Origin of the sequence: Microcoleus sp. S13_B4 (genome assembly GCF_036700885.1) — a bacterium.
In the GTDB taxonomy this organism is placed as follows: domain Bacteria; phylum Cyanobacteriota; class Cyanobacteriia; order Cyanobacteriales; family Microcoleaceae; genus Microcoleus.
In genome coordinates this window covers 29,860-43,354 of sequence record NZ_JAUBPU010000033.1, presented here as the reverse complement: position 1 = coordinate 43,354, position 13,495 = coordinate 29,860, and the positions used below count along the sequence as shown (strand labels likewise).

Here is a 13,495-nt window from a genome sequence, read left to right as displayed (position 1 = left end):
CTAATCCTCAAATCATTCAGTGTCTTAGCAAACGGGCGATCGCTTTTACCAATTCATCAGGTTCAACAGGCTTGGAGATATGGATCTGAAATCCGGCAGCTAAGGCTTGCTGCTGATTGATTTCTCCAGCATAGGCAGTAAGTGCGATCGCAGGAATCATACCTCCCTGTTGAGGTGACCACTTTCTAATTTGCCCACTCAGCGCATAACCATCCATCTCTGGCATCCCAATGTCACATAACAGTAGATCGGGGACAGATTGATTCAGGTGGGTTAACGCCTGTGCAGCCGAATCGGCTGTCGTAACTTGTGCGCCAGATTGCATTAGGGTGAATGCTGCCAACTCCCGCATATCTGCATCGTCGTCTACAACCAAGACATGAATACCTGTTAAGTCTGCCGCACTATCTGGGTGTCTGTCCTCAGAAGAGGGTTCTGGCTCCACAATGTTTAACGGTAGCCGGATGGTAAATGTAGCCCCTAAGTTTTGTCCTAAGCTGTCTGCTTGAACGGTTCCTCCATGCAGTTCGGTAAAATGACGGACGATCGCTAGTCCCAATCCCAATCCGCCGAATTGTCGGGTTATTGTGCCATCTTCTTGACGGAAGTATTCAAACACATAGGGTAAGAACTCTGGGCTAATGCCTTTTCCGGTATCTTTGACTTGAAGGTGAGCATACATACCAACTTGCTCTAATTGCACCTCAATTCTCCCTCCAGTTGGGGTGAATTTCACAGCATTAGAAAGGAGGTTCCAGACTACCTGTTGAAGGCGATTTGTATCACCTGAAACCGTTCCTGAAATACGATTAAATGTGGTCTGGATTTGAATTTGTTTGGCTTCGGCTGCCAGTTGTACCGTTTCCCGTGCAGCCTCAATCATTGCCGCTAGATTCACAGGAGCGACGTTTAACGTCATTTTTCCTTGCAGAATGCGCGAGACATCCAACAAGTCCTCAATTAATTGAGCTTGCAGCTTGGCATTGCGTTCGATCGTTTCCAGGGCTTGCTGGGTTTTTGTGGTATCTAGTCGCCCAGTTCGTAGCAATTTTGTCCAGCCCAGAATTGGATTGAGAGGCGATCGCAACTCGTGGGACAATACTGCTAAAAATTCGTCTTTAATCCGGTTAGCTGCTTCTGCTTTTGCGCGATCGCGTTGAGCAATCCGGTATAACTGAGCATTGTCGATCGCCAAAGAAGCACGACGAGCCAATTCCTCTGCCAGTTGCAAATCTGCCGAGGTGTACTGTCGTTCAGATTCGGCTGAAACAAAGGAGATGACCCCTAGAATTCGTGCCTGAGTTCGTAGTGGCACCGTCATTACAGATCTGAATCCAACCTGCTGCAGAATCTCTAAATGCTCTGAATCACGCGCTGCCTGTACCAGCAGTTCATCGGGAATCTCCGGCAGCAAATCGGATTGTCCAGTTCGCAGCGTAAATGCAGCACCGCGAGCGCCATCCGGGTTCAGAGGATAATTGTCTCTAATCTGATAGGCCCATTTCAGTTTGGCAGGGTCAATGTGAGCCACTGCAATCTGCTCGATCGAACCATCTTCCTCAACGATGTGAACCGTACACCAGTCGGCTAATTCCGGTACTGTAAGCTGCGCGACTCGCTCTAGAGTCGTTTGATAATCGAGTGAGGATGCAAGCACTGCACTTGCTTCAGAGAGAAAGCGTTGGGCACGTTCTAAATGCACCTGTTCCGTCACATCTACCACATAGACTAAAACGCCTTCTACCTGGCTATTTGAGTTAAGTGCTGGGAGATAGTAAACATTGTAGTAACCGGGACGGCGATCGCTGCGGCCGGGAACATTCACCGCAAAGTTCGGTGAAATGAAAGGATTCCCTGTTGTGTAAATCTGATCAAAGACTTCGACTAATTCGGGATCGAACTGACCAAAAAGTTCTGGAATTGAATAGCCTAAGTGTTGGTCGCGGGTTAATCCATTAATTTCTGCTAATGCTTCGTTGATGGCAATAAATCGCTGCTTTTCATCTAACAGAGCAAGCCCAATGGGTGAGGTTTCAAAGATGGTTTCCAGTTGGCGCTGTGCGGCTTCCGCTTCAGATCTTGCAATGCGCTCGCGTTCTAACAGTTGTTCTCGTTCTTGTTCTGCATACTTGCGCTCCGTCACATCCAGCACCAGCGATAACACCGAAATCATCCGTCCCGATTCGTCCCTGAGACTGGAGTTATACCACTCGCAATGCACAATGTTGCGATCTTTGGTGTAATTGCGGTTGTATGAAAAAATATGCGGTTCTTCACCATTGACCAGCCGTTGGCAGGTTTCAGCAACCGCTTCCAGGTCTTCCTCCAAGACAAAAGGTATCTCTGTTAAAGATTTGCCTAGAATTTCTTCGGCTTTCCAGCCCAAAATCCGCTCTGCACCTGCAGACCACCGAATGATTTGAAAGTCTCGATTCCATTCAACCACTGCCATTGGAGAGTTTTCAACATGGAAGTTGAGCTTTTGTAGGGTTTGACGCAATGCCTCTTCTGCTTGCTTGCGTTCTGTGATATCAATGACAACGCCGATCGAGTGCTTGGGATGTCCCTGAGCATCATAAGTAAACTGTCCTCTCCCTTCCACCCAGTGAATCGAGCCATCTGACCAACGCAGGCGATATTCATGCTGATACTCTTTCTTGTCAGCTATGGCCTGCTGAAATTTCGCCTCAGCTTCTGCTAGGTTATCGGGATGAACATGACTTGCCCAAACCTCATAGTTGGGTTCGCACTCATTCGGTTGAAGACCGAGTACCATGAAGTGTCCTTCTGACCAAAGCAAGGCATCGGTCTGCATATCCCAATCCCACGTTCCCATGCGTCCGACCTTCAGCGCGAGTTGCAGATGAGCTTCACTTTCGCGCAATTCCTCTTGCGCCCGCGATCGCTCCACGGCTAGCCAGGTTTTTTGAGCAATTCGTTCCATCACCGCCACATCTTCCTCCGTCCATTGGCGAACCGAGACATGGTGCAACACCAACAATGCGACAAATTTCCCCTCTTTCACCAATGGAACACATAGCAGAGACTTGGTTTGGATGGCATCAAAGCCAGCCGCCCCAACTCCGATAGTTCGAGGATCGCGATCGACATCATCCACGACGATTGTTCTGCCTTGCTTTAATTCCGCAATGAGTGTAGGGCCAAACGAATCCAGGTGATGTCTACCCACCACGCTGACTACACCATTGCAATAGTCGCGATCGACAATGACATATTCCTGCGTTGGATCAATTTCACCGTAGGTACAGCGAGTGACACTAAAGTGTTGTCCTGTGGCACAAACCACCTGCCACATAATTTCTTTTGGGTCTTGAATGGCACGAATCGCATCATTCAATTCGATTAGGAATTGCTGAATTTCTTCTTTCTGCTGAAGCTCTTCGAGCAGTTGTTCAATTTGTTGCCTTGCCCGCACCTGGGCTGTCACTTCAATGTTATAAATCAACACACCCTGAATGGTTCCCTCAGCATCCCGCCAAGGCGCAAAGATGCAGTTGAAAAATGCTTCTTCCAACACTCCATCGCCGTTTCGATGCCAGTAAGTAGGCGATTCATTCACAATGAACGTTTCTCCCGTCCGGTAAACACGATCAAGCCCTTCAAAGTAAATTTGTCCCTCTATCTCCGGGAAAACGTCCCGTATAGATTTCCCGATAATGTCTGGAGTGCGCCCAGTCTCTTGCAGGTAGGTGGGATTGGCAAATTCATACACAAGATCGGCACCTTTAACAATGCCAATCATGGCAGGCAATTGCATCAGGATGTCATGCAACCGCTGGCGTTCGGTTTCTGCTTCGAGTCGGGCAGATTGTTCTAGTTTTAAAAGGCGATCGCGCTCTGCTTCGATCTGTTTGCGTTCCGTGATGTCAACCGAAACGCCAATCATACGAACTCCCCGTCTGCTTTCATCCAGATAAACTCGTCCCTGACTGTTGATCCAACGCACAACTCCGTCCGGACTAATTACCCGATACTCCTGCAGGTATGACTGTTCTCCCGCAATTGCTCCTTGAGCCGCTTGGATCACCCGTTGTCGATCGTCTGCATGAATGAGCGCAAAAAAGTCTTCTCCCGTGCCTTCTTGAAGACCCCAAACTTCTAGAGCATTAGCAGAACACAGGACCTGATTGGTCGGCAAATCCATATCCCAGACAACCATCTGAGTCGCCGTTAATGCCAATCGCAGGCGTTCTTCGCTCTCTCGTAAGGCCTGTTCAATTTGTTTGTAATCCGTTACATCACGAGCAATACTCAGTAATGATGCAACAGAATCATCACTGGCAAATTCGGGGACAATACGCGCCTGATACCATCGAATACCATTTTGAGTCGGAAACTTAAATTCAATCGTCTGTTCCTGCCCGGTTCCAAAGGCTTGCCGAAAACTATCATGCCAAACACGATAGAGGTCTTCTGGCATTCCTAGCTCAACATTGGTCTTGCCAACAAATTGCTCTGATGGAATACCTGTTGCCAGTTCTACAGAAGGGCTGACATAAATATGGCGAAATTCTGCATCAACTCGGCTAATAATGTCTGGGGCATTTTCCGCCACCATTTTGAACTGTTGCTCTCGCTGCCGCAGTTCTGATTCCAAGCGTTTGCGATCGCTCACATCTCGAAAATAAACGGCTACCCCTGCGGTTGAGGGATAGGCATTCGCCTCTAACCAACACTCGATAGGTTCCCCAAATTCTTCCCAGGAAACAGGAACCTGTTGTGCCACTGCCCGATGTAGTTGCTGATAGGCAACTCCACCGACTAACTCAGGAAAAACCTCATTCCAAACGTGTTTTCCCAGTAGCTCTTCTGGCGTTTTGTGCAGGAGTTTAGCCGCCGCCCGATTCACGTAGGTGTAGCGCCAGTCGCGATCGAAGGCGACAAAAGCATCCGTAATGCTTTCAAGAATCGTTGCTACCTTGACCTCAGTTTCTTGGGCACAGAACAACTGTTCGCCTTCAAGAGTGCGGGCAAAGCGTTCAATGACTTCAGAGCGAGAAATTCCTCGCCTGTGAGCCTCTTTATCGAGCGATCGCCATGCTGTATTAGTCAGAGATACGCTCACTCGTTGTTTCATCTCCGAGTTCCAATTGCTAAGAAACTTGCCTGTGGCGTCGCGCTTCATGAAAATTCATCCGTATACATACACGGTCTTCTCCATTGAACCTGAGTTACTCGCTGAGAAGAATCCGCCTTAAGATAGATGCTTTGGTGAGAGGAAAGAATGAACTCAATAAATATTGCGCTGTACTGGCTGCTGAATTTCCCTTTGCACTCGTAGACATAGAGCTGGGCTAGACGGGAGAACCCCACGGCTTTAACGTAGTGCAGCCGTGGCAGTGTCAAATAAGTTTCCTCACCGATGCGGATGGTGTTTACGAGAATCGGGCTAGCGTTCCTTTAGCACCGAACTCATGCAAACTACGCAACTGGTCACCAACAGCCTCGACGAAACGTGGCGACTCTACTAAATCTCCAAAAATTTCAGATAGGCCCAGTAATGGTCTGGGATCTAATTCACTCAAACTGGCGCGTTGAGTGAGGATGTCTGCTAATGGGTCATCAATGGGAATAGGTTGCCCTTGTTTATCATGACTATTGATGTATCGACACCAAGCAGCAATCGTTAAACTTAGGTAATCGATCGCACCTTCAAGTTGTAATTTATCGCGGATCGATCCCAAAACAAACTTAGGAATTTTGGCCGATCCATTCAGGCACAGGCGCGGAAGCTGATCGCGAATTTTGGGATTGGAAAACCGTTCAATTAAAGTTTTTTTATAATCGTCTAAATCAATCCCAGGAACGGGTTGGAGTGTTGGTGTCACCTCATCCATCAGGTTAGCGACTGCTTGCACAAATAAGGGATCGGCCATGACTTCATAAACGTAGTTATAACCTGCCAGAGAGCCGAGATAGCCAATCAGCATATGGCTGGCATTGAGCAGGCGAATTTTCATCATTTCATAGGGATGAACATCCTTAGTCATCTGTACGCCAAGGGATTCCCAATCGGGTCTGCCTGCACAAAAGGTATCTTCGATTACCCACTGGGTGAAAGGCTCCGCGACGCATGGAAACGCATCCTCAATACCAAACTGTTGGGCCACCATTTGGATATCTGCTGGGGTTGTCAGCGGAGTAATGCGATCGACCATGCAGTTGGGAAAGGCAACGTGTTCAGCAATCCAACTTCCTAAATCTGGATCGCGCATTTGGGCAAATGTCGTTAGCATTTTCCGCACCATGTTGCCGTTGCCCTGGATATTGTCGCAGGACAAGACTGTAAAGGGTGCCAACCCCTGTTTACGGCGTTTTTCGAGTGCCGCTGTCAAAAAACCGTATGTCCCAAGTGGTTGGTCAGGATGTTGCAAATCGTGCTGCATCGTCGGGTGGTTTACATCGAAATTGCCACTTCCTTCAATGTAGTAGTAGCCGCTTTCAGTGATCGTTAGAGTAACGATTCGGCATTTGGGATCTGCTAATGCTTCAATAACTGCTTGACGATTGTCTGGTGCAAAAAGGTATTGAGTGATTGAACCGATGACTCTAGCGCGATCTCCTTCTAGCGATCGCTCAACTAAGGTATACAAACAATCTTGGGACAGCAGCGCATCCCGCATTCGCCTGTCATAGTCATTGTCAATCAATCCAACACCACAAATTCCCCAATCACTACCAGGATTCTGATGGAAATAATCATCAAGATAGAGCGCTTGGTGCGATCGATGAAATCCACCAACCCCAATATGCACAATTCCATTAGTAATTTGATGGCGATCGTACTTGGGTACGCGCACGTTTCCTGGTAAACGAGATAGGGATTGTTGATTCAGCTTGATTGTTGAGCTTGTACTGGTATTGCTGTTCATTTTATTTATACTAGGTGGTGACGACGGCTTTTTAAAACTGCTTCACCCTGTAAGTCAAACAGATGGCTCATATCGCCGCTAATGTGAATAGGAACAATATCGCGCAACTGGCTGGAATTATCTCCGTCTGTTTGCACGACTCCGTAAGGAATCTGAAAATATGCGGAAAGATTCCGCATATTCAGCTTAAGCCGCGTATTCTGCAGAAAGAATCTGCTTAAGTAGTAAACTTGGGGTGTTATGCCGAATCATTCTGCCTATCTACCCACTATGGGATCTTAAGCGGAAAGTTTCAGTCAATTATATAGTTAGGCGAGCGATTTCTGCTTTGAGTTTTAATTCAATATCAACATATCGGTTAAATACTAGATATTCATGGCTAATACTTCTCCCCTTCCTCCAGCCACGGCAACACCTGCTCCTCTGTCCCCTGATCTAACTTCCCAGAGCCAGCCCCCAAGCCAAACCACTCGAGAGGGGATTATGTTGAAAGAGCAATCTGACTCCCGAAATAGGGAGAGGATTGCCTTGGGGGTTCTTCTCGCTTCGATAATAGCTGTCTTCAGTATATCAGTCGTGGTAATTGTCACTGCGGAAAATGGTGAAAAAAGAGGGGTTGTTTCAGGACGAGTAATGGATTCAACCCTCCCTCTGTACGGAACTTGGGTAGGCACTATTCTGGCATTTTATTTTTCGCGCAATGCTTTTGAGGCTGCTTCAAGGGCCACGGATCGGACTACTGCTGCTGTATTGCAGCAAGCTAACAGTGGCCTTGTTTCGGCACCCCCGCTGCCAGACAACACGTTGGCAAAGATCCCCTTGAAGGCTCTCGCAAACGATCTTGTCTTCAGTCAGGATGATATGAACAAGCCATTGCAAGATGTTGTTAACGAGCTAGAGTCTAGAAATCGATATAGAGTCATTGTGGTTGACGCCGACAAAAAATATGTCAACATGGTCTACAGGCTCAATGCATCAGCGTTTTTAGTGCAGTCTCAGCCTGAAGGTTCAAATCCGCAGAGGGATCAAGGGGGTGATCCAGTCTCGCCACCGCCAACACTAAAGAACTACCTTGACTGGCGACATGAACAGGGAGAAAAAGCTCAGCCTATAGTAATCTTCCTGTCCGAGAGCGCAACCCTGGCTGATGCCGATGCCAAGATCAAAGAAACAATAGGGTGCAGAGATGCGATCGTAACAACCGACGGGAAAGATACAAGTCCAGTGGTGATTTATGTTACGGATACCGACATCAATGAATATAAGCAGTGACCGCACATAACACCAGTAATCGCTCTTTTAGGTTAGGTTTCTTTACGTCAACCCAACATCTTTTACTAACAGACCTAACCAGTTCTGTTATCTCAAGGCTTTAGCGACCTAACAACACCCATGCACACCGACCGCCGAGAGGTTATCTGCAAGTATCAAAGATGGTCGCGGCGGGTGATGGGCACCGTTATCCTGCAAGGCGTTGGCTTGTAAAGCGCACTCTGGGTTGGCTCTCGAAGTGTAAAGCTATCTGAGTGCGCTATGACAAGAAAGCTTGTAACTATCTCGGTATGATTAAGTTGGCTTGCGCGTTGCTTTGGTATCGTCGTTGCTGGCGTTTATCCATTGCCAATTAATTGATCATTCGATGCTTCTCAAATTTGTCCTTCCATTTTGAGAGAGTTTCTTAATGCTAATCTCCAGGAATTTTCTCAACGAGTCAGCTTTATCGTCGGGTGAGAAACAGGAGTTAAATTGTCACCGCAAACTGCCTATGAACAGATTGAGGCATTGTGGAAAACCTTACAGCGATCGCACCAGGTTGATTTACCAATCGCCCGGTACTTCAAGAAGTTGTAGGTGCGGAGGGTTGGAAAACGATCAGATTTCAGTGCCTCATGCCCTGTTTATTTAGACTGGGGTTGCTGATAATAGACCGATAAGATCCTCCATCCGCTCGATAACTTGGTGGGCACCAGCCGACTCAAGAGCATCTGCACGGCTGCTTCGTTCATCCTCGCTTATATGAGTTCCCCCTACATAACCGATAATCTGCCCAATTCCAGCGGCAACGGCAGCTTTTACCCCACTGATAGAATCTTCAATGGCCACGCAATCGGAAACTTCTGCGTCCAGACACTTCACTGCATATAAGTAGATGTCAGGAAGCGGCTTGGGACGCGGAACGGGGAGAGAGTCGTGAGCGCTAAATACGTGCTCGCTTGGGAAATAGTCGGTCAGGGCAGCAGCACAAAGGCAAGCATTCAGCCGCTGGAAGCTGCTGTTACTTACCAGTGCATATTCAATTCCGTCGTCGCGCAGGTAAGACAGCACTTGGGGCGTTCCTTCAGTGGCTTTTGCCTCTACACTAAGCCGTTCGATCGCTCTCTTTTCTTCTTCAGCCACTAGCCTGTCAATATCCCGCTCATTAAGACTGGTTAATGAGTCTGGGTAGAGCTGTTTGAGTATTTCCCTGTAAGGTTTCCCGGCGAAGCTTTTAACAAAGTCCTCAAGCTCATAGTGTTGAGCGCCGGGAAACTCACGAGCCACTTCATTGGTCAGCCTCCACGCGCTCTTAAGTGCTATGGTTTCACTATCAACGACAGTTCCGTCATGATCGAAAAGCACTATCTTAGGATGCTGATGAAACGGTTTCATTTAAAAGACCTCCCTCACTGTAATTCTTAAGCGTAGTCAATAGTCCGTGGGTCTGGAGATCTCGCAAAGCTTGGTGGCATTCATTATCTATCACCTTTGTCTGTTCGCAATTCTCCAATCCCAGAATCCCACTAATTACCGCGCCTTCTTGAATCGCTGTAATTGCACTTTGGGTATCCTTGGCATGATAGGGCTGACCAGACTCGCTCGCCTCCTCTCTGATTGCAAGAAGCCAGGCCGCAACGGGAAGTATAATCCGCTTCATGCTGACTTTTCGGCTATAAGCATCCTGAAGTATCGGAAATATATACTTGCCTACTTTCCTCGCTGTTTCTGAAGAGATTCTCTCAGTAGTATCGGGAAGATCCTCGTTACTCAGCCTTAGTAACACCTGCTCCATATATTGTTTACACATCTCGCGAGGCACTGGTGTTGCTGCTGCGATATCGTCCATGAGATGCCGAGTAAACAAGTGGAATTCCGGTAGGGCGATCGCCTCGTGCATATACTCTATACCTGCTCTTATAGCTAAACAGGCTATGAAGGAGTGTACTGCATTCAAGAATCTCGACTTCATATACAGGAAGGGAGTGATGTCGCTAGTCATAATCACCCCCGTATCTTCCCACTTGGGGCGATCGCCTGTGAAGTTGTCTTCTACGACAAACTGCCAAAATGGCTCCGTTACAATGGGTGCGCGATCGCGAACTTGCAACAGTCGGCTGGGGTAGTTATAGTCGGATGCTTGCTCTTGAGGCACAATCCTGTCTACAACCGTATTAGGAAATGTGGCGTTATCCCTGATGTATTCTGCAAGTTGAGGATCGATCGAGTCAGCGTAAGCTAGCACTGCTTTTCGCAGGATCTCCCCGTTTCTTGGCAGGTTGTCGCAAGAAAGGGTGGTGAAGGGGGTCATGTTGCGATCGCGTCGTCGGCGTAGCGCCTCTACTATAAAGCCTATTGCAGTTGTTGGAGTGGAAGGATTTTGCAAATCGTGCGCGATGTCTTCATTCGTTATGTCGAGATTAAAACTCTTGTCTAGATGGTAGCCTCCTTGAGTAATAGTAAGAGTCACCAGATGCACAGAAGGAGACGCCATCTTTTCAAGCACATACTCGCACTTGTCTCTACCATTAACTATTTCCCTTATAGAACCGATAACTTCCGCTTCCTCACGATTTTGAGCGCAACTAGAGTGTTTGGTCAAACTGTAAAGGAATCTCTGCGGTTTCAACCTAGTAATGGTGTGTTGACTCTTGAGGCTAACCCCACAAATCCCCCATCTCTGCTCTTGAGACCCCTTCTGTGCAAGATAGTTATGTATGATGTAGGCGAGGTGGCCCCGAAAAAAACGACCCGGCCCGAAATGGACGATTCCAGTATTAAGCGTCCTTCTGTCGTAAGAAGACTGTTCCCTCCACAAACCAGTTACAGTACCGAGGCGAGGACTTGAAGAAACACTGGGCGGTCTGAGTAAGTTAACCATTAGAGTTCTTAGATAAGTGGATAATCAGGTAAAAAAGGGCAAGTCAGTCTGGGTATAGCCCATGACCTACAAGCAGGACAAATATCTTAAAGTGGGAAAATTTTAGGCATATTCTGTGGCATCTACAAGGAAAGGTTTAGCCACAGGGTAATTAGGGTCTGACAGGTAGAACAAAGAAAGAAGAAATCCGCTAAACTTAATTAATTAAGTATCAAATATCAAGTAGTCATTAACCTCAATTCAGGCACAAGAGTACCCCCCCTACTGCCACTGTATTTAGCCTTGGCAACTGCGTAAGTCGAATTTCTGTCCTATAAGGCGCTAGACTGCTTTTAAATTATGCTTTGGGATTACCTAATAGCTCTGTACACCTTGTATATTATTTACCTTGGTCGCTTCTATCATCTGTCTTCAGAAGAATATACAAATAATTCTTTAGAGGGACTTATAACCCCAATCAAGTTTAGGCTTCGCTACAAGCAGTTAAGTTAGAGTTGGGCGTTTGTGTAGCAAGCGTCCACAAAACAAGGCTTGCGTTGAAAAGTGCTATCTGTAGCTAATGGCTCATACAGCACTGCAAGTGGGTTTCAGTGTGTCCATAAATTTTTAAAGTTTCCTCACTCACCACTGGGCTCTGCACTCCTCCTGAGCAAATCCTCCACAGACACTTGACAATCTGGAAATGCCAAAGGTGCGATTAAATCCGACTCTCTCAACAAAACCTGGCTAGCACAACCCTCTACCCCTGGCTCCCGAAACACATACAATCGGCTGGCGTTGATATCTCGAATCGGTAGTCCTGCAGAGCAATGAAAATGTGTTATAATTTTATTCTTTTAACCTACCTTAAATTTAAGCTTATGAACTGTCCCAAGTGTAACTATGAATACATATTGAAAAATGGTCGCACTCGCTAGCGATTAGCAAAATTTTAAATGTCGAGATTGTGGAAGACAATTCGTCATGAATCCCAGACATCAACCGATTTCATTAGCAACAAAAGAGTTGATAGATCGACTTTTATTAGAAAAGATATCTCTGGCTGGGATTGTGAGGGCGACTGGGGTTTCGGAACGGTGGTTGCAATACTATGTTAATAAAAAATTAGGATAGGTAAAAAAAGAAGTAGAAGTGAAGTCAAAAAAGAAAGGGAAGCTAACAATTCAAGGTGATGAAATGTGGTCATTTGTCGGTAATAAGGATAACAAGCAGTGGAAATAGCTGGCAATTGATGTATCAAATTTCATAAATTGTAGGAGTGTATATTGGCAAAAGAGATAAAGCGGGCGCTCAAGGATTATGGGATTTTTTACCACCTGCTTATCGTCAATGTACCGTAAGTTATACAGACTTTTGGAGTGCCTATCTCACAGTTTTTCCTCAAAAAAGACACAAGGCAGTAGGAAAGGAGACTGGTGTGACAAACTATATAGAAAGATTTAATAATACGATGAGACAAAGAATATCTAGATGGGTGATAAAAACTCTTTCATTCTCCAAAAAAATCTCTAATCATGTTGGGGTTCTTTGGTATTTTATTCATGAGTATAACGCCAGTTTATCTATCAATTAAAACCCTGGGTTTTCATTGCTATGCAGGACTACCCGCGCACTTTGTAGGCTCCGTGCTTTTGGGCAATGGCGACAATTTGCGATCGCTCATAATACAGTAATTCTTGAATGCCTAATCCTGTTTTTTTCATCAAGCCATCCTCAACGCTTTAAGATGGTGCCCTCATCGCTGTTTCTAGTGGGGCACTTTCAGCAACAAGTTACGCCCACTCAGCTACACAACGCCATTTGCGATCGCCAACTTCGTTTTTGAGGCAAACTAAACCAAAATCCCAACACGCCCCCCATGCCCAAACTCCCCGAATGCGTAGGCGTAAGCCGGGGCGGAGCCATCGCTGTCTCTTGTACGCCCCCAACCCACACCTTGGCTGTGCCGTTCATTCCGCAGGCCCGAACACCGATACTTGCTCCGACTTTCGAGAAGACTCTAACACCGCATCAGAGGAATTGTGGGAACCCCAAGAGTCGAGCTACTACAACGGTAGCGGTGGACACCAGAGAAACAGTTAGAACTTTTGGATACCCACCCACTGTTTACTCGCCGGTGTCCCCAGTGTGAAATGACTTATCCGAAGTATGAAACGCCGCCTGTTCAGTGGGATTGTTCGGCTTGCGGATGAATCGATGATTCGGTTTGAGGCGATGGTTGACAACGATAATTATCAGCAACGGGAAAACACTCGATCGACACCCCACTGGAAAGTGCAGCCGACTAATCCCCCAACAAACACCCAAAACGCGCATTGAGGCAGCACAGTTAACAACACAATCTCATGAGGCGACAATGGCCAGAAGCGAAACATGAGCTCACTTTTGTTGAGTAAATTACTATGTTACAATCAGCTACAATAATAATTAAGTTTTAAAATCAGCCTTAACCTCACGCTCAATTCCC

General features: G+C 46.8%; 8 protein-coding genes and 3 pseudogenes. 6 read left to right on the top strand and 5 right to left on the bottom strand.

From position 1 onward, the window contains the following. Positions 1 to 16 precede the first annotated feature (16 nt). The 3 genes from QT994_RS17575 to QT994_RS17565 all read right to left on the bottom strand — a co-directional run bounded on the left by QT994_RS17575 (position 17) and on the right by QT994_RS17565 (position 7,072). Positions 17 to 5,146, bottom strand: coding sequence for a PAS domain S-box protein (locus QT994_RS17575; protein ID WP_333176525.1), 5,130 nt, complete (start codon positions 5,144 to 5,146; stop codon positions 17 to 19). 250 nt (positions 5,147 to 5,396) lie between these two features. Next, on the bottom strand, positions 5,397 to 6,893 hold the full coding sequence (locus QT994_RS17570) for a mannitol dehydrogenase family protein (RefSeq protein ID WP_333176523.1): 1,497 nt from the start codon (positions 6,891 to 6,893) through the stop codon (positions 5,397 to 5,399). Between the two features lie 5 nt (positions 6,894 to 6,898). After that, positions 6,899 to 7,072 carry a hypothetical protein gene (locus tag QT994_RS17565; protein ID WP_333050745.1) on the bottom strand — a complete coding sequence of 58 codons (174 nt, stop codon included), beginning with the start codon at positions 7,070 to 7,072 and terminating at the stop codon, positions 6,899 to 6,901. Positions 7,073 to 7,376: 304 nt separating this feature from the next. Between QT994_RS17565 and QT994_RS17560 the strand changes: the two genes are divergently transcribed. The 3 genes and pseudogenes from QT994_RS17560 to QT994_RS27875 all read left to right on the top strand — a co-directional run. Next, positions 7,377 to 8,165, top strand: a complete 789-nt coding sequence (locus QT994_RS17560; protein WP_333176521.1) for a hypothetical protein — start codon at positions 7,377 to 7,379, stop codon at positions 8,163 to 8,165. Positions 8,166 to 8,362: 197 nt separating this feature from the next. Next, positions 8,363 to 8,521: pseudogene (locus QT994_RS17555) on the top strand (IS5-like element ISHch3 family transposase); the annotation flags it as partial. A 115-nt stretch (positions 8,522 to 8,636) separates the two neighbouring features. Continuing rightward, a pseudogene (locus QT994_RS27875) lies at positions 8,637 to 8,744 on the top strand (DUF7219 family protein); the annotation flags it as partial. Positions 8,745 to 8,795: 51 nt separating this feature from the next. Here the strand turns inward: QT994_RS27875 and QT994_RS17550 are convergent. Beyond that, on the bottom strand, positions 8,796 to 9,542 hold the full coding sequence (locus tag QT994_RS17550; RefSeq protein WP_333176519.1) for an HAD family phosphatase: 747 nt from the start codon (positions 9,540 to 9,542) through the stop codon (positions 8,796 to 8,798). After that, positions 9,517 to 11,028 carry a mannitol dehydrogenase family protein gene (locus QT994_RS17545; protein ID WP_333176516.1) on the bottom strand — a complete coding sequence of 504 codons (1,512 nt, stop codon included), beginning with the start codon at positions 11,026 to 11,028 and terminating at the stop codon, positions 9,517 to 9,519. Before QT994_RS17545 ends, QT994_RS17550 begins: the two co-directional genes overlap by 26 nt. An 860-nt stretch (positions 11,029 to 11,888) precedes the next feature. Here QT994_RS17545 and QT994_RS17540 point away from each other — a divergent pair. The 3 genes and pseudogenes from QT994_RS17540 to QT994_RS17530 all read left to right on the top strand — a co-directional run bounded on the left by QT994_RS17540 (position 11,889) and on the right by QT994_RS17530 (position 13,347). Beyond that, positions 11,889 to 12,601: pseudogene (locus QT994_RS17540) on the top strand (IS1 family transposase). A gap of 302 nt (positions 12,602 to 12,903) precedes the next feature. After that, on the top strand, positions 12,904 to 13,110 hold the full coding sequence (locus tag QT994_RS17535) for a hypothetical protein (protein ID WP_333176514.1): 207 nt from the start codon (positions 12,904 to 12,906) through the stop codon (positions 13,108 to 13,110). Positions 13,111 to 13,176: 66 nt separating this feature from the next. Further along, positions 13,177 to 13,347 (top strand): hypothetical protein, encoded by a 171-nt coding sequence (locus QT994_RS17530; RefSeq protein WP_333176513.1) that lies wholly within the window; start codon positions 13,177 to 13,179, stop codon positions 13,345 to 13,347. The last annotated feature ends 148 nt before the right edge of the window (positions 13,348 to 13,495 follow it).